The organism is Azospirillum sp. INR13, assembly GCF_015390205.1.
In the GTDB taxonomy this organism is placed as follows: Bacteria; Pseudomonadota; Alphaproteobacteria; order Azospirillales; family Azospirillaceae; genus Azospirillum.
In genome coordinates this window covers 56304-75953 of the sequence record NZ_VUOI01000017.1, presented here as the reverse complement: position 1 = coordinate 75953, position 19650 = coordinate 56304, and the positions used below count along the sequence as shown (strand labels likewise).

Here is a 19650-nt window from a genome sequence, read left to right as displayed (position 1 = left end):
ACCTTATTTTATCAACCCCAGCGTCGCCAGCGCCATCACCTGGGCCGAGTGCACCATGTCGTCGATGCCGACCCATTCGTCGGGCTGGTGGGCGAGGTCGAGGATGCCGGGGCCGTAGGCGATGCAGTCCTTCAACTGGCCGACGCGCACGACGTGTTTCTGGTCGTAGGTGCCCGGGGAAACGACATGCTGCGCCGGGCGGCCCAGCACGGTCTCGATGGCGGCGGCAACCGCCCGCACCACGGGGGCGTCGGCGTCGGTCATCGTCGGCAGGAAGGCCAGCACCTCGCGCAGCTCGTAATTGAAGCCGGGGCGGCTGCGGCGCAGATCCTCCAGGATGGCGACGATCTCGCCGCGCACCGCCTCGGGATCCTCCTCGATCAGGTAGCGGCGGTCGATCACCATGCGGCAGCGGTCGGGCACCATCGGGCTGGGCAGGCCGTCATGGTCCTCGCGCTGGCCGCCGTGGATGGCGTTGATGTTGATGGTGGACTGGCGCGCGCCCTCCGGCACCACCGGCATGTCGGTGCGCTTGGCGGCGAGGCGGGGGATCAGCTCCGTCTCGATCCGGTGCAGCACGGCACCCATGTGGCGCACCGCGCAGTTTCCGAGGAAGGGCATGGAGCCGTGGGCGACGCGGCCCTTGGTCTCGATCTCCGCCCACCAGACGCCGCGATGCCCGATGCAGACGCGGTCGACGTTCAGCGGCTCCGGAATGATGACGTGGTCGACGCGGGGCCGGGAGAAATAGCCGAGCTTCGCCAGATGGCCGACGCCGCCGTAACCGCCCGATTCCTCGTCCACCGTGCCGGAGATCTCCAGCGCGCCGGCGGTCAGCAGCCCTTCCTCCAGCAGTGACTCCACGGCGATGATCGAGGCGGCGATGCCGCCCTTCATGTCGCAGGCACCCCGGCCATAGACCCGGCCGTCCTTCACCACCCCGCCGAAGGGATCGACGGTCCAGCCCTGGCCGGCCGGCACAACGTCGATATGGCCGTTGAAGTGGACGCAAGGGCCCGGCCGCGGTGCCTCGATGCGGGCGACGACGTTGGTGCGGGGATAGCGGTCGCTGTCGCCTGCCGCCCCTTCCGCCCGCACATACTCAACCGAGAAGCCGCGTGCCGCCAGACGGCGGCCGATCAGTTCGGCGCAGTCGGTATAGACGTCGCCGGGCGGGTTGACGGTCGGGATACGGATCAAGGCCTGGGTCAGTGCGACCAGATCGTCGCGCCTCGCCTCGATACGGCGGAACAGCTGGCTGGTTGCGGCGTCGGTGTCGGAGCGCATGGCCTCTCCCGCGGCAAGGACGCCACCAGTGTCGCCCCAAGCGGATGGTACGTCTACCCCGCCTTTGGGAAACCTTCTCTCCCGCCGCCGGTTCACCGCATTGTGCAGCGCACTTTCGCGTGTCACGCCGGGCCGCTACAGTCGCGTCACCCCGCAGAGGAGCCAGTGGAGACTCCGTCATGACCGTCACGCACCCCATCGGGCTGAGCGCCCCGACCCTGGCCGACCCGGCGATCGCCGAGGCCGCCGCCCGCTTCGTCGCCGCCCGCCGCAGCGCGACCGGCCTCGACGCGTTTCCCGGACCGCTTCCGGCCGATCTCGCCACCGCCTACGCCATCCAGGCGACGGCAACCGCGGCCTGGCCCGACGAGGTCGCCGGATGGAAGGTGGCGCGGGTGCCGCCGGCCCTGGAGGAGGCGCTGGGTGCCATGCGCTACATCGGCCCGATCTTCGCCGGCACGGTGGCGACCGCCGAGGGCGGGCCGCTGAGCTTCCCGGCGATTCCCGCCGGCTTCGCCGCGGGTGGAGGCGGAATTCGCAGTGCGCATCGCCGCCGACGCCCCCGCCGACAAGCTGGACTACAGCCCGGCGGAGGCCGCGGCCTTCATCGCCGCCGTCCATGCCGCCGTCGAGGTGGCGGGCGGCCCGCTGGCCCCGGTCAACGAACTGGGGCCGACCGCCTCAACCGCCGTCTTCGGCAACAACAACGGTCTCATCGTCGGCGAGGAGATCGTCGGTGGCATCGAAGGCGCCGATGCGCTCAGGGCCGAGGTGCTGATCGACGGGCAGAGCGTCGGGGTCGGCAGCGCCGCCAAGCTGCCGGGCGGCATCGCGGCCGCGGTCGCGGTCGCGCTGAGCATGGCGGTCCGGCTCGGCCGGCCTCTGAAGGCGGGGCAGTGGGTGTCCACCGGCGCCCTGACCGGCGTGCACTCCATCGCCATCGGCCAGCAGGCGCGGATCGCCTTCACCGGCCTCGCCCCGATGAGCGGCACCGCCGTCGCCGCGACGCCCGCCGCCTGAAAGTCGAGACGCTCCACCATCAGCGTCGCGGATCGTGCAATCCAGCGTGGGGCGGAGGGCATGGCCGTTCGCCGCCTTCGGGCGAGCCAAACGGGTGCGGGGATGCTTGAATGGCGTTCCCTCTCCCGTCGTCGGATCCAGCACCTTGTCCCAAACCAGCGCATCCCAGGCCAGCCTGCCGTCCAACGGCATCGCCGCGGCGTCCGTCCTGCCGCCGGTCCAGCTTCTTACCGGGCTCGGGCTCGCTGTGGCGGGGGTGGTGGCCTTTTCCCTGCGGCCGGTCATCATCAAGCTGGCCTACCGCTACAATGTCGATCCGGTGACCTTGATCATGCTGCGCATGGTCTTCGCACTGCCCTTCTTCCTCGGCATGGCGCTGTGGTCGGGTGCAAGAAAGGGAGAGCGGGCGCCGGTTTCCGGCAGCGACCTTGCCCTGACCATCGGGCTCGGCGTCACCGGCTATTACGCTGCCAGCTTCTGCGATTTCCTTGGGCTGCGCTACGTCTCCGCCGGCATGGGGCGGCTGCTGCTGTTCCTCTACCCGACCATCGTCGTCCTGCTGTCCGCCATGTTCCTCGGCAAGCGGATCGGCCTGCGCGAGGTGGTGGCGCTGGTCGTCTCCTATGCCGGCGTCGCGCTGGTGGTGTGGTCGGAGGTCGGGACCGGCCACCCCAACTTCATGGCCGGGGCCGGACTGGTCTTCATGGGGGCCTTCCTCTATTCGGTCTATCTGGTCGGCAGCAGCCGGGTGGTGCAGCGGATCGGCTCCATGCGCTTCACCGCCTATGCGATGACGGCGGCCTGCCTGTGCTGCATCCTGCAATTCGCCGTGCTGCGGCCCTTGTCGGCGCTCGACCTGCCGCTGCCGGTCTACTGGCTCTCGGCGGTGATGGCGGTGGTCTGCACCGTGCTGCCCGTTCTGATGACGGCGGAGGCGCTGCGGCGGGTCGGCCCCAATCTGGTGGCGCTGAGCGGCGCCATCGGTCCGGTGGCCGCCGCCGTCTTCGGCTATCTGGTGCTGGCGGAGCCGATGGGCATGCTGCAATTGGCCGGCGCGGCCCTGACGGTGGCCGGCGTCATGATCATCACGCTGTGGAAGACCGCCTGAGGCCATGAAGATGCGGCGGACGCGGTTCATGACGAGCCTCGCCATTGCCGGCAGCGTTCCGCCGCTGACCCCAGGGGATGGCCTCAGGACTCGTACGCCATCAGCGAGACGCTGGGCACGTCGATGCGGTCGCGGCCGTTGAGGAAGGTCAGTTCCACCAGGAAGGCGGCGGCGCGGACGTCGGCGCCGACCTGACGGAGCAGGTTGATGGCGGCGACCATGGTGCCGCCGGTCGCCAGCAGGTCGTCCAGCACCACCACGCGCTGGCCGGGCTTCACCGCGTCCGCCTGCACCTCGATGGTGTCTGTGCCGTATTCCAGATTGTAGGAATGGGCGATCTTGTCGCCCGGCAGCTTGCCGTGCTTGCGCACCATGATGAACCCGATGCCCAGCGCCAGAGCCAGCGGGGCGGCGACCAGGAAGCCGCGCGACTCGATTCCGACCAGAAGATCCGGCTTGTGCGGGCGCACGGCGTCGGCCAACTCGTCGATGGCGGCCTTCCAGGCGGCGCCGTTCGCCAGCAGCGGCGAGACGTCGTAGAACAGGATGCCGGGCTTCGGGAAATCCGGAATGCCGCGGATGTGGTCTTTCAGGTTCATCGGAGATCGTGTCCGTAAAGGGTCTGGTGCCGGCATGGAAGGCCGGGGCCGCCGCCCGGCACTCTAGCGACTGCCTGCCTGCGCGAAAAGACGCGATTGGCCGCGGCCCCAGACGCCGTGTCCGGCGCCGGGCATGGCCGCCGTGCCTTGAGGCTACGCCGCATGGGGTTGACCATTCGGTGGTGCTCCGCCACGTTCCAGATCCACCGGTCGGCCAGACGCACCGGGCGGAGTGCGGTTGCGTGCGGCGGAGCCTGTGGCTGGAATTTTGGCGAAGGACGGAGCGGCGGCGGAGATGGCCCTGATCGATGCCGGGCCGGAGGACGGCGGCTGGCGGATCGGTGCCGCCGGGCGCTGGACGCTGCACGCGGCCGGTGCCGCCTCGGACGCGCTGGACCGGGCGCAGAAGCCGCAGGGCGGTGCCGCCGTGCGGCTCGACCTGTCGCGGGTGGAAGCTCTCGACACCGTCGGCGCCTATCTGCTGAACCGGTTGGCCGACCGGCTGCGGGCGGAAGGGCATGCGGTGGAGGTGGTCGGGCTGAAGCCGGAGCATGCCGCCCTGTTCGGCGCGGTGCGCGATGCCGGCAAGGCGCCGCCCCATGTGATCGAGCGCGACCACCACCCCATCCTGGACATGGTCGTCCGCACCGGGCAGACGACGGTGAACGCCGGCAAGGAGATGCTGGACCTCGTCGGCTTCCTCGGCCTCGTCACCGTCACCTTCGGCCGGCTGATCCTGCGCCCGTCGCGCCTGCGCCTGACCTCCGTCCTGTTCCACATCGAGCAGACCGGGCTGAACGCCCTGCCGATCCTGGGGCTGCTGTCCTTCCTGATCGGCGTGGTGCTGGCCTTCCAGGGGGCGGACCAGCTGAAGCGCTTCGGGGCGGAGCTGTACGTCGTCAATTTGCTGGGCATCTCCGTCCTGCGCGAGATCGGCATCCTGATGACGGCGATCATCGTCGCCGGCCGCTCCGGCTCCGCCTTCACCGCGCAGATCGGCACCATGAAGGTGAACCAGGAGGTCGATGCCATCGGCACCATGGGCCTCGACCCGATCGAACTGCTGGTGGTGCCGCGGGCGCTGGCGCTGATGATCTCGCTGCCGCTGCTGGCCTTCTACGCGGACGTGATGGGGCTGTTCGGCGGGGCGGTCATGGCCTATGCCACGCTGGACATCACCTTCGGGCAGTTCATCCGCCAGCTTCACAGCGCCGTCGGCATCAACACGGTGATTGCCGGGCTGATCAAGGCGCCGGTCTTCGCGCTGGTCATCGCCATGGTCGGCTGCTACGAGGGGCTGAAGGTCTCCGGCAGCGCCGAGAGCGTCGGCATCATGACCACCAAGGCGGTGGTGGAGGGGATCTTCCTGGTGATCGTCATCGACGCGGTGTTCTCCGTCGTCTTCTCCATGCTGGGGGTGTGATGGACGCGCGCCCCGTCATCCGGGTGCGGGGGCTGGTCACCCGCTTCGGCCCGCAGACCGTCCATGACGGGCTCGACCTCGACGTGGAGCGGGGGAGGTGCTGGGCGTCGTCGGCGGGTCCGGCACCGGCAAGTCGGTGCTGCTGAAGGAAATCCTGGGCCTGATCGCGCCGTCCGCCGGCCGGATCGAGCTGCTGGGCCACGACACCGCCGAACTCGACCGGGCGGAGCGCACGGCACTCCAGGCCCGCACCGGCGTGCTGTTCCAGAACGGCGCGCTGTTCAGCTCCATGACGGTGGCGGAGAACGTGATGCTGCCGCTGAAGGAGCACACCGATCTGCCGCCGACGCTGATCGCGGAGGTGGCGCGGGTGAAGATCGCCATGGCCGGCCTGCCGCCCGATGCCGGGACCAAGCATCCGGCCCAGTTGTCGGGCGGCATGATCAAGCGCGCCGGTCTGGCCCGCGCGCTGGCGCTCGACCCCGACATCCTGTTCCTGGACGAACCGACCGCCGGCCTCGACCCCATCGGCGCCGCCGCCTTCGACACGCTGATCCAGGGGCTGCAGCGCAGCCTGGGGCTGACCGTCTTCATGGTCACCCACGACCTGGACAGCCTGACCTCCATCTGCGACCGCATCGCGGTGCTGGTCGACAAGAAGATCAGGGTGGGGACGTTGGCCCAGCATCTGGCCGATCCGCATCCCTGGATCCGCGATTACTTCCACGGACCGCGCGGCCGCGCCGCGCTGGACGCCAAGGAACGCAATCAAGCTCGACAGCTTGCGAAAGGGTAGGGGCACGCCATGGAAACCCGCGCCAGCTATATTCTGGTCGGCAGCTTCGTGCTGGCGCTGGTCGCCGGCCTGCTGGTCTTCACCGCCTGGATCGCCAAGGTCCAGCTGGACGAATCGCGTGAGACCTATCGCATCTACTTCACCGGCTCCGTCACCGGGCTGCAGCAGGGAAGCCCGGTGCGCTACCGCGGCGTGCCGGTGGGTACGGTGTCGGACATCCGGCTCGACCCCGACAACGTCACGCGGGTGCGGGTGACGGTCCAGGTGCAGAACGGCACGCCGATCATGTCCGATTCCATCGCCTCGCTGGAGGTGCAAGGCATCACCGGTGGCGCCTATGTCCAGATCTCCGGCGGGACGGTGGGGGGCAAGCATCTGACCGCCACCGATGCCGACGGGGTGCTGACCATCCCGTCGCGGCCAAGCTCGCTGACCGCGGTGGTGGACAGCGCGCCGCAACTGGTCAACCGTGCGCTGGAGGTCATCACCAGGCTGGGCGAGCTGCTGAACGGCGAGAACCAGAAGGCAATCGGCGAAATCCTGGACAACGCCCGCATCCTCAGCGGCGAGCTGGCCCGCGCCGGCTCCGGCCTGGAGGAGACGATGGCCCAGGCACGGCAGACGCTGAACGGCTTCGAGACGGTCGGCCCGCAGTTGGACCGCACGCTGGCCCAGGCGCGGGAAACACTGGCGACGGTGGACGGCAGCGCGAAGCAGCTGACAGGGGAAACGCGCGAGCTGATGCGTTCCCTGAAGCGCACCTCCGACACGCTGAACGGCCTGATGGCCGAAAATCGTGAGCCGGTGCGCGACTTTACCGCCACCGGACTGTATGATTTGACCTTGCTGATCTCCCAACTGCGCGACCTGTCCGGGCAGCTGTCGCGGGTGATCACGCGGATCGAGAACGACCCGTCGAACTTCCTCTTCGGCGGGACGCGGCAGGGTGTGGAGGTGCGTGGAAAATGACGGGGACGGCGATCTTGCGGACGGGGGCGGGCAAAGGGGCGGCGCGGTCGGTGCTGGGCGTGGTGGCGGGGGCCGTCCTGCTGCTGGGGCTTGCCGCCTGTTCCACGCTGAACCCGACGGGCGCCGCAGCTCTACACCCTGACCCCGCGCGCCAGCGTCGCGGCCGGTCCCAAGGCCGACTGGCAGCTGCTGGTGGAGACGCCGGCCGCCGCCGCCGGGATCGACACGCCGCGCATCGCGCTGGCCCGCACGCCGACCTCGCTGGATTACTTCGCCGATGTGTCCTGGGCCGACCGGGCGCCCAACATGGTGCAGGGGCTGATCGTCCAGACCTTCGAGGACAGCGGGCGGATCGTGTCGGTCGGGCGCGACACGGTCGGCTTGCGCTCCGACTATGTGCTGAAATCGGAACTGCGCGACTTCCAGGCGGAATATGCGACGCCGGGGGCCGCCATGCCGGACCGGGTGCATGTGCGCCTGTCGGCGAAGCTGGTCGCCATGCCGCGCCGGACCATCGAGGCGGGCGAGACCTTCGAGGCGTCGGCCCCCGTGCGCGGCCGCTCCTTCACCGACATCGTCGCCGCCTTCGACGAGGCGCTGGGGCGCGTCACCGGCGATCTGGTGAACTGGTCGCTGTCGCAGCGTTTCCGCCCCTCCGGCAGCTGACCGGCCAAGCGCAGGCCCGGTTGCAACGGCAGGTGCCGCAGCGGAAAAGACCTTGCCACGTCCGCATAGCCGCGTAGGTAATAGGGATGTTCGCGCAGCGCAGGATCGGGCGATGACGGATTTGTCGGACGTGTCCCGGGAAGAGTTGGAGGCGATGGCCGAGGCGGGGCGCGAGGTGCGCCTGTGCCAGCGCGTCCTGGCCAAGACCGGCGACACGGTGGTGGGCGAGCTTCTGCGCGGCCACGGCACGCTCTACGAGTGGAAGCACTATCCGCCGGGCGACGTCTACGATGCCGAATTCCATGCCCAGTATTATTATCACTGCCATCCCGAAGGCGAGCGGCCCAACGGGGAGCATGGGGCATTTCCACACCTTCCTGCGGCCCCACGGCATGCCGTCCGGCCTGCGGCCGGCGCCGCTGCCCGACTTCCAGGCGCCGGAGAACGACAACGACGCGCTGTCGCACCTGATCGGCATCGCCATGGACGTCGCCGGCCAGCCGGTGCGCCTGTTCACCACCAACCGCTGGGTGACGGGGGAGACCTGGTACGGGGCCGACGACGTGATCGCCATGCTCGACGCCTTCGAGGTCGACCATGCCCGCCCGTCCTGGCCGGCCAACCGCTGGATCACCGCGATGATGCGGCTGTTCCGCCGACCATCGTCCGCCTGCTGCGCGAGCGGGACGCCGCCATCCGGCGCTGGGCGGATGCGCATCCCGACGCCTACGTCTACGAGGACCGCGGTCTGGAGGTCGCCTCACAGCGCCATATCTCGGTGGAGGAACAGATCGCCGAGGTCGCCATCCACCTGCGCGGTGCGCGGCGCCGCCGCCCGATCCTGCCGGAACCGCCCAGCTTCGTCGAACTGCCCTGATCCCAATTCGACCCCCGTCCGACGATCTATGACCCGCCGGCGTTAATGAAGGTTCAACCGTTTCGGAAGATCCTTGACGGTGTGGACAAGTCTCCGCCCACATCCGCGCGGGTATCGCCTCTTCGCGACAGATATGGAGACGGACCAGGGCAGGAAGGGTCCCGGACCCATGAGTGACGGTATGAAGTCGGGTCATCTGACCCAGGAGGACGTGGCGCGGCTGCTGGCCGACCCGTCGCCGAACAGCCGGACCGATCTGGCCGCCAAGCTGGCCCAGCAGTTCGACAGCCCCGAGCTGTCGCAGGCCGAGCACAAGCTGGCGGAGGACATCATCCGCCTGATGGTCAACGACACGGTCCTGCGCGTCCGCCAGACCCTGGCCGAGAACCTGAAATCCAGCCCGTCCCTGCCGCGCGACGTGGCGCTGAGCCTTGCCCGCGACGTGGAGGCGGTGGCGATCCCGCTCCTCAGCGTGTCCACCGTGCTGACCCCGGCCGATCTGGTCGAGATCGTGCGATCCGGGGGATCGGGGGCCGAAGCCAAGAGCACCGCCATCGCCCAGCGCCCGATCGTGCCGGCGGCGGTTGCCGACGCGCTGATCGAAAGCGGGTCCGAACGCGCCGTCGCCGCCCTGGTCGCCAACGAAGGGGCGGAACTGGGCGAGCAGAGCCTTGGCCGCGTCATCGACCGCTTCGGTGCCAGCGAAGCGGTGCAGGACCCGCTGGTCCACCGCTCCAAGCTGCCGATCACCATCGCCGAACGGCTGGTCGCCGTGGTGTCGGAACGGCTGCGCCAGCATCTCGTCGCGCACCACGAGCTGCCGGCCAAGGTCGCGTCGGAGCTGATCCTGCAAAGCCGCGAGCGGGCGACCGTGGCGCTGTTCACCGGGGAGAGCGACGAAGGCGCCCTGGACCGGCTGGTGAGTCAGCTCGCCCGTACCGGCCGCCTGACGCCCTCGCTGCTGCTGCGCTCGCTGTGCACCGGCGACATCGCCTTCTTCGAGATGGCCATGTCGCGCATGGCGAACGTGCCGCTGACCAACGCCCGCCTGCTGATCCACGATGCCGGCCGGCTGGGGCTGAAATCGCTGTACGACAAGGCGAAGCTGCCGCCGGCCCTGCTGCCGGCCTGCCGCATCGCCATCGACGTGCTGAAGGAGACGCCCTATGACGGCGAACCCGGCGACCGCGCGCGCCACCGCCGCCGCGTGATCGAGCGCATCCTGACCCAATACGAGGATCTGGCGCCCGAGGATCTGGAATTCCTGCTGGCGAAGCTGGGCGACATCATGCAGCCGGAAAACGCCGCGGCGTGACCGACCGGACGGTTTTCATGGATGCAAGCTCTGCCGGGCCGGCGGAGACCGTCAGCCGTCTCGAAGCCCGCGTGGCCGAGCTGGAGGCCGCCCTGCGGCAGAGCGAGGCGGGGGCGGGCGAGGCGCGTTTCCGTTCCCTGGTGCAGACCGCGGCCAGCATCATCCTGGTCCTGGGAGAGGACGGGCGCGTGCAGGAGGCCAACCGGGAGGCCGAACGCGCCTTCGACACGCGCGGCGGCGGCGCCATCGGCCGCCATTGGACGGAGGTGATGGGGGAGCGCCCGACCGGGGCCTTCGCCGCCCAGCTCGCCATCGCCGTCCAGGGCACGGAGATCCGCAACTTCGAACAGGCGCTGCGCGAGCAGGACTGCATGAGCGAGCGGGTGTTCCTGTGGAACCTGAACCGCCTGCCGGAGGCGGACGGCGTGGCGCCGGGCATCCTGTGCGTCGGCCAGGACATCACCCGGCGCAAACGGGCCGAACTGGCGCTGCGGCAGGCCCGCGACGAGCTGGAGATGCGCGTCGCCGAGCGCACCCGCGCGCTGATGCAGGAAATCCAGGAACGTCGCCGCGCCGAACAGGCGCTGATCCAGGCCAAGGAGCAGGCCGAACTCGCCAACCGTGCCAAGAGCGAGTTCCTGGCCAACATGAGCCACGAGCTGCGCACGCCGCTGAACGCCATCATCGGCTTTTCCTCGATGATGGAAAGCGAGATCGTCGGGCCGCTGGGCCATCCAAAATACCTCGATTATGCCAAGGTGATCGGCAAGTCGGGGCAGCATCTGCTGGCCGTCATCAGCGACATCCTGGACGTCGCCAAGATCGAGGCGGGGAAGCTGGAGATGCATCCGCAGCCGATGGACGTGCGCGACGCGGTGGAAAGCTCGCTGCTGCTGATCGCCGAACGGGCGGAGGAAAGCGGCCTGACCCTGACCCAGGACATCGCCCCCGATACCCCGCACCTGCTGGGCGACCCGGTGCGGGTGAAGCAGATCCTGCTGAACCTGCTGTCCAACGCCGTCAAGTTCACCCCCGCCGGCGGCGGCATCGCGCTGCGCGTCCGCCCGGACTGCGGCCGCATCCTGATCGAGATCGCCGACACCGGCATCGGCATGAACGCCGAAGGCATCGCCGTGGCCCTGCAGCCCTTCGGTCAGGTCGACAGCCAGCTGTCCCGCCGCTCCGGCGGCACCGGGCTGGGCCTGCCGCTGGTCCGTTCCTTCGTCGATCTGTTGAACGGCACGCTCGACATCCGCAGCCGCGAGGGGGAAGGCACGACGGTCAGCGTGCGTCTTCCGGTTGCGCTGCCCTATGACGGCGAATAGCGCAGGGAGCGGAAAACGAATCATGGGCTGTGACATGCTGCCGACCGAGTTGCGGACCGTCGCTCCGCCGGCGGTCGCGGTGGTGCTGGGGATTTCCGGAATCGACCCGCTGGACTGGGATGCCTGTGCTGCGGGCCATGGGCCGCTCCTGAGCCACGCCTATTTGAAGGCGACGGAGGACAGCGGCCTGGCCAGCCCGGCGAACGGCTGGAATCCCGTTCATCTGATGGCGCGGGAGGCGTCCGGGCGGGTGGTCGGCACGGCTCCGCTCTATCTGCGCGACCGCTCCACGGACGAGCATTGGCCCGATCAGGCGTGGGTCGACGGCTATCAGGCCGCCGGTGGCCGCTATTTCCCGAAGCTGGTGTCGGCGGTCCCCTATGCGCCGGTCACCGGAACCCGGCTGCTGCTGCGGGAGGGTGCGCCGCCCGGCACGGCGGATGCGTTGATCGGCGCGATGCGGACGCTCGCCCATCGCGATGGCCTGTCTTCCATCCATGTGAACTTTCCGGACGAAGCCGACCGTTCCCGCTTCGAAGCGGAGGGATGGCTGGCCCGCCATGCCGTGGAGTATGAGTGGCGGAACGACGGATACCGGGACTTCGGCGACTTCACCGCCGCCTTGTCGAAACACCGCCGCGACACCCTGCTGTGGGAGCGCCGGAAGGTGCAGGCGAGCGGAGTTCGGTTCCGCGACGTGCCGGGGAGCGGGGTGGGCGAGGCCGATGTCGCGCTTTTCCTCGACCTGTTCGACGACCTGCATGCCCGTCGGGCGACGCACCAGCCCTTGACCGCCGATTTCGTCCACCGGCTCTGCGTTGCGCTGGGGGACGCTGTGACGCTGACCTTCGCCGAAGCGGGGGGTATCGCGGTCGGCACGCTGCTGGGCGTCGAGGGGGACGGCCGGCTTTATGTTCGCAACTGGGGAGCACGGGAAGAGACGCGGCTGGTCCATTTCGAGACCTGCTATTACCGGACCATCGAGCGGGCGATCGCCCGCGGTCTGGATGCGGTGGATGGCGGCCGGGGCGGGCCGCACAAGCTGGCACGCGGCTTCCGGCCTAAGCTCGCCCATGCCTGCCACTGGTTCCGCCATACCAACATGCACAATGCGGTGGCGGAAGGTCTCGGCCTCCACAACGCGAAAGTCCTCACCATTCTTGCTCAGGAACAGGCGCGCTCGCCATTTCGCCAGCCGGCAGGAGGAATCGGGGACGATCGCCGCTTGCACGGCGCGACATGCCACGCCACCTTGCCTGCTTGAATAGACGACAGGCGGGGTGGGACATGGCGGTCAGCCGCGACGATCTGAAGACGCGCATCGGGCAGGCGCTGGGCGAGGCGAAGGCCGATCTGGTCATCAAGAACACGCGCTTCCTCAATGTCGTGACCGGCGAGATCGCCGAGGGCGACATCGCCGTCTGCGGCGAAGTCATCGTCGGTACATACGAATCCTATGACGGGGTGGAGGAGATCGACGGGCGCGGGCTGACCGTGGTTCCGGGCTTCATCGACACCCATGTCCATTGCGAATCCACCTGCGTCACCCCGCAGGAGTTCGACCGCTGCGTCCTGCCGCGCGGCACCACCACCGCCATCTGCGACCCGCACGAGATCTGCAACGTGCTGGGCGAGCGGGGCCTCAGCTATTTCCTCGACAGTGCCGGCGGGACGACGCTCGACCTGTTCGTGCAGCTGTCCTCCTGCGTGCCGGCGACGGAGCTGGAGACGTCGGGCGCGCGGCTGGAGGCGCCTGACCTGATCCGCCACATGGACCATCCCCGCGTGTTGGGGCTGGCGGAGTTCATGAACTTCCCCGGCGTCTTCCACAAGGTGGACGGGGTGCTGGACAAGCTGGCCGCCTTCGACGGGCGCCACATCGACGGCCATGCCCCGCTGGTGTCGGGGAAGGAACTGAACGCCTATCTCTCCTGCGGCATCCGCAACTGCCACGAGACCACCAGCGCCGCGGAGGCGATGGAGAAGCTGCGCAAGGGCATGCAGGTGCTGATCCGCGACGGGTCGGTGTCGAAGGACGTCCATGCCCTGGCCGAAGTCATCAGTCCCGAGACCTCGCCCTTCCTGGGATTCTGCACCGACGACCGCAACCCGCTGGACATCGCGGAGGAGGGTCACATGGATCACCTGATCCGCAGCGCCATCCGCCTCGGCGCGCCGGTCGCCCATGTCTATCGGGCGGCCACCTGGTCGGCCGCCCGCGGCTTCCGCCTGTACGACCGCGGGCTGGTGGCACCGGGGCATCGTGCCGATCTGGTCCTGCTCGACGATCTGGAGGACTGCGCGGTCAACCGCGTCATCCGCAACGGCAAGGTCGTCGGCCCGCACAGCTTCGACGGCCGGCCGGCGGTGACGCCGGTGGGGCTGGATTCGGTGAAGCTGGAGCCTGTGGCGGAGGAGGATTTCGCCGTGCCCGCCGGCGGGTCGGTCCAATCGGTAATCGGGCTGGAGCCGGGGAAGATCCTGACCGAACACCGGCGGATCGAGGTGCCGGTGGTGGGCGGCCGGATGGTGGCCGATCCGTCGCGCGACCTGCTGAAGATCTGCGTGTTCGCCCGCCATGGCAGCAACCGCAACATCGGCCGCGGCTTCGTCCAGGGCTTCGGCTTCGCGGAGGGCGCGCTGGCGTCGTCGGTCGGGCATGACAGCCACAACATCTGCGTGGTGGGGGCGAGCGACGCCGACATGCGGATCGCCGTCAATCGCCTGATCGAGCTGCAGGGCGGTTTCGTCGCCGTGCGCGATGGCAAGGTGGTGGGCGAATTGGCCCTGCCGCTGGCCGGTCTGATGAGCCTGGAGCCGTTCGAGACGGTGGAGGTGAAGCTGCGCACCCTGCGCGCCGCCGTCCGCGCCATGGGCTGCCCGCTGGCCGAGCCCTTCCTGCAGTTGGCCTTCCTGCCGCTGCCGGTCATCCCGCACCTGAAGATCACCGACCGCGGCATGGTCGATGTCGACCGCTTCGAACTGATTGCCGCCTGAACGGGCGGTCTGCCTGGGAATGAGGCAGAAGGCTGGAAAGTGAGCGGAGTCCGATCGTTCGGAAACAAGTCACCTGGGTGCCGGACAGATCCCCTCTCCCCTTGCGGGATGGCTATCGCATATGGGGTTCATTCGCACTCGAAGCCCCTCTCCCCTTGTGGGAGAGGGGTTGGGGTGAGGGGTGGCAAATTCAATATTTCCAACGGCCTGCGGCCGCCGCACCCCTCATCCCAACCCTTCTCCCGCAAGGGGAGAAGGGCATTCGAATCTCAACATCGTCGCTCGATTTCCCATATGCGATTGCCCAACCCTGCGGGAGAGGGGCATCCAGAGCGACGGGTCTTTGACTAAAAATCGACGGTAGCTGTCCCGAACACTCTGGCACAGGCTTTGCCACGACGACACATTATCCGTTGTTCGTCATCGAGCGAGCCCGACACGCCATGACCCATCTGGCCCCGATGATCCACCAGTCGCATGACCTGCTGCCGGTCCGGCCGCCGGAAACCGTGTCGATGCGGACGCGGGACGGCGTGCGGCTGGATGCCGACCTCTACCGGCCGGACGCCGCCGGCACATGGCCGGTGCTGCTGCTGCGTGTGCCTTGCGGCCGGCGCACCGCGCTGACCAGCCATTACGCCCATCCGCGCTGGTACGCGGCGCGGGGCTATGTCGTGGTGGTGCAGGATGTGCGCGGCTGCGGCACGTCGGACGGCCGTTTCCGCCCCTTCGAGGCGGAGAGGGAGGACGGGGCCGACGCCGTGGCCTGGGCGGCCTCGCTGCCGGGGTCGTCGGGCGTGGTGGCGATGTATGGCTGCGGCTATGCCGGGATGGCGCAGTGGCTGGCGCTGGCGGAGCGGCCGGCGGCCCTGCGTGCCGTTGCGCCGGCCTTCGCCGGCTGGGACGTCTTCTCCGACTGGGCCTACGAGGGCGGCGCCTTCCGGCTGGCCGACGCCATGGGCTGGGCTCTGCGCACCGCCGCCGAGGCGGCGCGGCGGGTGGAGGACGGCACCGGCCACCGCATCCTGTCCGATGCGGCGCGCAGCCTGCCGATCGACGACGAGATCCCGTCGCGGCCGCAGGCCCTGCGCGATTACGCCCGCTATTCCCATTATGACGACTGGCTGACCAACCCGGTGCCCGGTCCGGCCTGGGCCGCGCTGTCGCCCAAGGCGATTCTGACGGACATGCCGGCCGACGTCGCGGTGCTGCAACTCGGCGGCTGGTACGACCCGCGGCTCGCCGGAACGCTGGATGCCTACGACCTGCTTGCTGCTCGGGGGCGGGCGCCGGTGCGGCTGGTGGTCGGACCCTGGGGCGCCGACGGCCCCGCCGCGGCACCGGGGGAGGCGCCGACACTCGACACGCTGCAACTCGCCTGGTGGGAGCGGGCGCTGAAAGGGCAGGGATCCGACCGCGGCGGCCCGGTGCGCCTGCATGACGTGGAGACCGGGCGCTGGCACGACCTGCCCACCCTGCCCGCGGCCGAGGCGGTGCTGCATCTGGCCAGTGACGGCCTCGCCAACCGGCAGGGCGGCCGGTTGGCGCCGGAGATGCCCGATTTCGAGGCACTCGATGTGGTGGTGCATGATCCGCGCACGCCGGTGCCGACGGTCGGCGGCCATGCGGTGCCGTCCGCCGCCGGGCGCTTCGACCGCGCCGCCATCGACCGCCGGCCGGATGTGGCGACCTACACCAGCCTGCCGCTGGACGAGCCGCTGATGCTGGCCGGGAGGGTCGCACTGGATCTGTGGGTGGAGGCTGACGCCCCGTCCTTCGACGTCAGCGCCGTGCTGTCGGTGGTGCGCCCCGATGGGCAGGTGCTGCCGCTGACCCAGGGCCATGCGCGGGTGGAGCCGGGCGATCCGACCCGGCCGCTGACCATCGCCATGCGGGCGGCCTGCGCGACGCTGGCACCGGGATCGGCGTTGCGCCTCAGCCTCGCCGGCTCCTGTTTCCCCCGCCTATCCGGTCAATCCCGGCACCGGGGCCGAGCCGGGCGAGACCCGCCGGGTCGATGCGCTGCCGATCTCGCTGCTGATCCATAGCGGACCGGACCGTCCGTCCCGCCTGCGACTGCCGGCCTGAAAAGCGTCAGGGAAGATCGCCGGGCTCATCCGCGTCGGCCTTGCCCGCCGCCTCCAGGCAGAAATCCAGGCTCTGCGACAGGAAGCGCATCATCAGGTCGCGGAACGGCGTCTTGTCGCCGACCGCCCAGGCCCGTTCGACGAGGTCGAGATAGAGACCGCGGTCCTCCGCCAGGACCACCACCGGCGGGTAGCCGGCGCGGTTCAGGATCAGGTTGCACAGCAGCAGCGCCGTGGCCCGGTTGCCGGTATCGAAGGGGCGGATGGCGCTCAGCTTGTGATGCGCCTCGAAGGCGGTGTCGGGACCGGCGTCCGACTTGCGCATCCAGGTGGACAGTGCCGACATCGACACGCGCAGCTTGGCCGGATCGGGCGCCGTTTCCGCCGGATCGTCCTTCGGCGCGCCGTTGCGGTATTTCCCGGCCTCGTCCTCGATCCCGCGATAGAGAACGCTGTGGAATGCGGAGACCGTGCGTTCGGTCACCGCGCCCGTCGGATCGAAGGACAGCCGCGCCATCAGTTCCAGCGCCGCGCGATGGTTCAGCACGAAGCGCTGCTCTTCCACCGGGCGGTGGCGCAGGATGCTGCCGCGCTCCAGGATCGCCTTGACGTCGGCGGGCTTGACCGGCACCTCCTCCAGCGCGGCGGCGGCGACGGTGAGGTCCAGTTCGAAGCGGTCGGCGATGCCGTGCACGACCTCCTGCGGCAGGGGGCGGGCCGCGTCCAGCGCCCGTTTCTTCTCCGCGATCTCGTCGAGCAGGGCCATGGTCACTCTGGGGCTGGTGAATGGGGGCGGTCTGGTGGATGGAGGCCGGTTCGAGGGTGCTTGGCGCATCATGCCGCGCCCCCTGCGGGGATTTGCCGCTTGGACGGGCACGGTTGCCGGTTTTAGGATCCCTGTCAAGATGTCCACAACCCAGCCATGGCCGGCCGCAACCGCTTGAAAAGGGCGGAAGGCGCTTGATTTCGCGGGATGCGAGGGGGAGGTCGCTGCGATGACCTATGTCGCCTGGGACGAATCCATGAGCGTCGGCGTGCCCGTGCTCGACGAAGAGCATCGGCGGCTCCTCGACCTGTTCAACGGCCTGCTGGAAAGCGGCATCACCCCCGCCAACCGGGAGGAGCTGTCGAGCCTGCTCGCCAGCCTCAAGGACTACGTCGCCGTCCATTTCGCGCGGGAGGAGGCGATGATGGAGCGTTGCGGCTATCCCGAACTGAACGGCCACCTCGCCGCCCACCGCTATTTCGCCGACGAGGTGGACAAGCTGGCCCGCGACTTCGACGGCGGCAACCCCACCATGCTGCGCGTCGACCTGATCCTTCTGCTGAAGGACTGGTTCGTGGAGCACATCCAGCAGACGGACAGCCAGTACAAGCCCTATGTGGGGGAGTCCCCCTCTCCCTAGGGGGAGAGGGGATACTTCGCTACTTCGCCGCCGCCTTCCGGTCGGCCAATCCCTCGTCCAGCTTGGCCTGGATGCCGGCCTTGTCGGTGTCCTCGTCGGCGTTGCGCAGCGCGCGCATCCATTGGAACCGCGCCTCGTTGCGGCGGCCGGCGCGCCAGTAGGCGTCGCCGAGATGGTCGTTGATGGTGGGATCGCCCGGCTTCAGCTCCACGGCGCGTTCCAGCTTCGCGACCGCGCCCTCGAAATCGCCCAGCTTGTAGAGAGCCCAGCCCAGGCTGTCGACGATGTAGCCGTCGCGCGGGCGCAGTTCCACCGCGCGCTCCACCATCGCCCTGGCCTTGTCCAGATGCTCGCCCCGGTCGATCCAGCTGTAGCCGAGGAAGTTCAGCAGCGACGCCTCGTCCGGCCGTAGCGTCAGCGCGGTCTGCAGGTCGGCCTCCGCCTGCGGCCACTGCTTGGTCTTCTCGTAGCTCATGGCGCGGGCGTACAGCAGCGGCCAATGCCGTTCCTGCGGCGCGCCGATCCGCTCCAGCGCGGTCGTGTAGGCGGGAATGGCCTCGTCGTACCGCTTGGCGTAGCGGTAGATGTCGCCCAGCCGGGTCACCGCGTCGGTCCGCTCCGGCCGTTCGGCGGACAGGGCCTTGAGAACCGCGATGGCGTCGTCGTTGCGGTTCATGCGGGCGAGGCTGTCGGCTTCGCGCATGCGGGCGGTCCAGCCCAGCAGCGGGTCCTTCGCCAGCAGCCGGTAGGCGGTCAGAGCCTCCTCATGATGGTCGCGGGAGGCCACGATGTCGCCGATCAGCAGATGGGCCAGCGCCAGATCCCCGCGCAGGTGCAGCGCGATGCGACCGAACAGAAGCGCCGGCTCGTCGGCATTCTCGTGATGCAGGCGCTGCCCAGGTCGAACAGCGCTTCCGCCAGACCCGAACGGGCGTCGGGCACCGGGCGGGTGTCGGACGGTGCCTTCGCCATGGCGTCCAGCGCCGGCTCCACCAGCAGCCCGTCGGGGTTGTTGATCTGGAAGGTCTCGTAGAGCTTGCGCGCCTCGTCCGTCTTACCGGTGCGCATCATGAAGTTGCCGACGATCTGCACCACCCGCAGCGGCGCCTCGGTGTCCGTCACCTTGACATAGTGGGCGGCGGCATCCTCGCTGCGGCCGGCGAGGTCGAGGATCAGGGCGGCATGCAGGTTGTAGAGCGCGCCGAAGCCCTGGACGGCCGCCAGCGGCTCCAGCGCGGCGAGCGCTTCGTCCGTCTTGCCGCGGGCGGTGGCCAGCCAGGCGCGGGTCAGCGGGGTGATGAAGCGGCCCAGCCCATCGGCCGGCAGGCGCGCGGCATAGCCGTCGGCCTCGTCCAGCTTGCCCTTGGCGAGCGCATCGGCGGCCAGCAGGGTCAGCGCCATCTGCGGCTCGCCCTGCTCGCCCAGCAGGCGGGTGGCATAGCCGATGGCGGTGTCGACCTGCCCCTCGCCCAGCCGCAGCAGGAAGGTGCGGCGCAGCAGGGCCTGGTCGTCGGGATCGGCGGCCAGGGCCTGGGCGGTGAAGCGCGCCGCCGCCGTCCAGTCGTCCTGGTGCTGGGCGTAGCGGCCGGCCAGATAGCTGCCGGTGGCGGAGCCGGCGGTCTCGCCGGGCGGGCCGGCGGCGAAGGCCGGGGCCGGAACGGCGCCTGCTAATACACCCCCAGCCAGCAGGGCGGCCAGGGAGGTCGGCAGCAACCGGCGTCGGAAACTCGTCATGCTCTCGTCACCTCGTTTTCCGAGTCGGTATCCCATCATTT

Annotated in this window: 17 protein-coding genes and 1 pseudogene; 13 read left to right on the top strand and 5 right to left on the bottom strand. The window is 69.4% G+C overall.

The window, feature by feature from the left end; all coding sequences use genetic code 11:
* Positions 1-3: 3 nt before the first annotated feature.
* A complete protein-coding gene (locus F1643_RS13820) occupies positions 4-1287 on the bottom strand; it encodes an acetylornithine deacetylase/succinyl-diaminopimelate desuccinylase family protein (RefSeq protein ID WP_194913765.1) in 1284 nt (427 codons plus the stop codon).
* A gap of 540 nt (positions 1288-1827) precedes the next feature.
* Between F1643_RS13820 and F1643_RS23275 the strand changes: the two genes are divergently transcribed.
* Entirely contained in the window at positions 1828-2307 is a 480-nt protein-coding gene (locus F1643_RS23275; protein WP_255542777.1) for a hypothetical protein, read from the top strand.
* A 145-nt stretch (positions 2308-2452) separates the two neighbouring features.
* Positions 2453-3415 carry a DMT family transporter gene (locus tag F1643_RS13810; protein WP_255542776.1) on the top strand — a complete coding sequence of 321 codons (963 nt, stop codon included), beginning with the start codon at positions 2453-2455 and terminating at the stop codon, positions 3413-3415.
* Between the two features lie 83 nt (positions 3416-3498).
* Here F1643_RS13810 and F1643_RS13805 read toward each other — a convergent pair whose 3' ends face one another.
* Entirely contained in the window at positions 3499-4014 is a 516-nt protein-coding gene (locus F1643_RS13805; protein WP_194913763.1) for an adenine phosphoribosyltransferase, read from the bottom strand.
* 295 nt (positions 4015-4309) lie between these two features.
* Between F1643_RS13805 and F1643_RS13800 the strand changes: the two genes are divergently transcribed.
* The 10 genes and pseudogenes from F1643_RS13800 to F1643_RS13755 all read left to right on the top strand — a co-directional run bounded on the left by F1643_RS13800 (position 4310) and on the right by F1643_RS13755 (position 16430).
* Positions 4310-5437, top strand: a complete 1128-nt coding sequence (locus F1643_RS13800) for an MlaE family lipid ABC transporter permease subunit (protein WP_255542775.1) — start codon at positions 4310-4312, stop codon at positions 5435-5437.
* Positions 5437-6233 (top strand): annotated as a pseudogene (locus F1643_RS13795) (ABC transporter ATP-binding protein). Before F1643_RS13800 ends, F1643_RS13795 begins: the two are co-directional and overlap by 1 nt.
* A 9-nt stretch (positions 6234-6242) precedes the next feature.
* Positions 6243-7202 carry an MlaD family protein gene (locus tag F1643_RS13790; protein WP_194913761.1) on the top strand — a complete coding sequence of 320 codons (960 nt, stop codon included), beginning with the start codon at positions 6243-6245 and terminating at the stop codon, positions 7200-7202.
* A 192-nt stretch (positions 7203-7394) separates the two neighbouring features.
* Positions 7395-7868: an ABC-type transport auxiliary lipoprotein family protein gene (locus tag F1643_RS13785; RefSeq protein ID WP_370540595.1), complete on the top strand. Its 474-nt coding sequence runs from the start codon at positions 7395-7397 to the stop codon at positions 7866-7868.
* A 112-nt stretch (positions 7869-7980) separates the two neighbouring features.
* Positions 7981-8745, top strand: coding sequence for a hypothetical protein (locus tag F1643_RS13780; protein ID WP_370540594.1), 765 nt, complete (start codon positions 7981-7983; stop codon positions 8743-8745).
* A gap of 169 nt (positions 8746-8914) precedes the next feature.
* Positions 8915-10060, top strand: a complete 1146-nt coding sequence (locus tag F1643_RS13775) for a DUF2336 domain-containing protein (protein ID WP_194913760.1) — start codon at positions 8915-8917, stop codon at positions 10058-10060.
* A 17-nt stretch (positions 10061-10077) separates the two neighbouring features.
* Positions 10078-11385 carry a PAS domain-containing sensor histidine kinase gene (locus F1643_RS13770; RefSeq protein ID WP_194913759.1) on the top strand — a complete coding sequence of 436 codons (1308 nt, stop codon included), beginning with the start codon at positions 10078-10080 and terminating at the stop codon, positions 11383-11385.
* Positions 11386-11407: 22 nt separating this feature from the next.
* Positions 11408-12649, top strand: a complete 1242-nt coding sequence (locus F1643_RS13765; protein WP_255542774.1) for a GNAT family N-acetyltransferase — start codon at positions 11408-11410, stop codon at positions 12647-12649.
* A gap of 23 nt (positions 12650-12672) precedes the next feature.
* Entirely contained in the window at positions 12673-14382 is a 1710-nt protein-coding gene (gene ade / locus F1643_RS13760) for an adenine deaminase (protein WP_194913757.1), read from the top strand.
* Between the two features lie 443 nt (positions 14383-14825).
* Complete coding sequence (locus F1643_RS13755) at positions 14826-16430, top strand: CocE/NonD family hydrolase (protein ID WP_255542773.1); 1605 nt, start codon at positions 14826-14828, stop codon at positions 16428-16430.
* A gap of 46 nt (positions 16431-16476) precedes the next feature.
* Here the strand turns inward: F1643_RS13755 and F1643_RS13750 are convergent, their stop codons facing one another.
* Complete coding sequence (locus F1643_RS13750; RefSeq protein ID WP_194913756.1) at positions 16477-17235, bottom strand: Fic family protein; 759 nt, start codon at positions 17233-17235, stop codon at positions 16477-16479.
* A gap of 229 nt (positions 17236-17464) precedes the next feature.
* Here F1643_RS13750 and F1643_RS13745 point away from each other — a divergent pair, with 229 nt between their 5' ends.
* Positions 17465-17875 carry a bacteriohemerythrin gene (locus F1643_RS13745; RefSeq protein WP_194913755.1) on the top strand — a complete coding sequence of 137 codons (411 nt, stop codon included), beginning with the start codon at positions 17465-17467 and terminating at the stop codon, positions 17873-17875.
* A 19-nt stretch (positions 17876-17894) separates the two neighbouring features.
* Here F1643_RS13745 and F1643_RS23270 read toward each other — a convergent pair whose 3' ends face one another.
* Positions 17895-18662, bottom strand: coding sequence for a tetratricopeptide repeat protein (locus tag F1643_RS23270; protein WP_370540593.1), 768 nt, complete (start codon positions 18660-18662; stop codon positions 17895-17897).
* Positions 18663-18673: 11 nt separating this feature from the next.
* Positions 18674-19609: a hypothetical protein gene (locus tag F1643_RS23265; protein ID WP_255542772.1), complete on the bottom strand. Its 936-nt coding sequence runs from the start codon at positions 19607-19609 to the stop codon at positions 18674-18676.
* Positions 19610-19650: the final 41 nt, after the last annotated feature.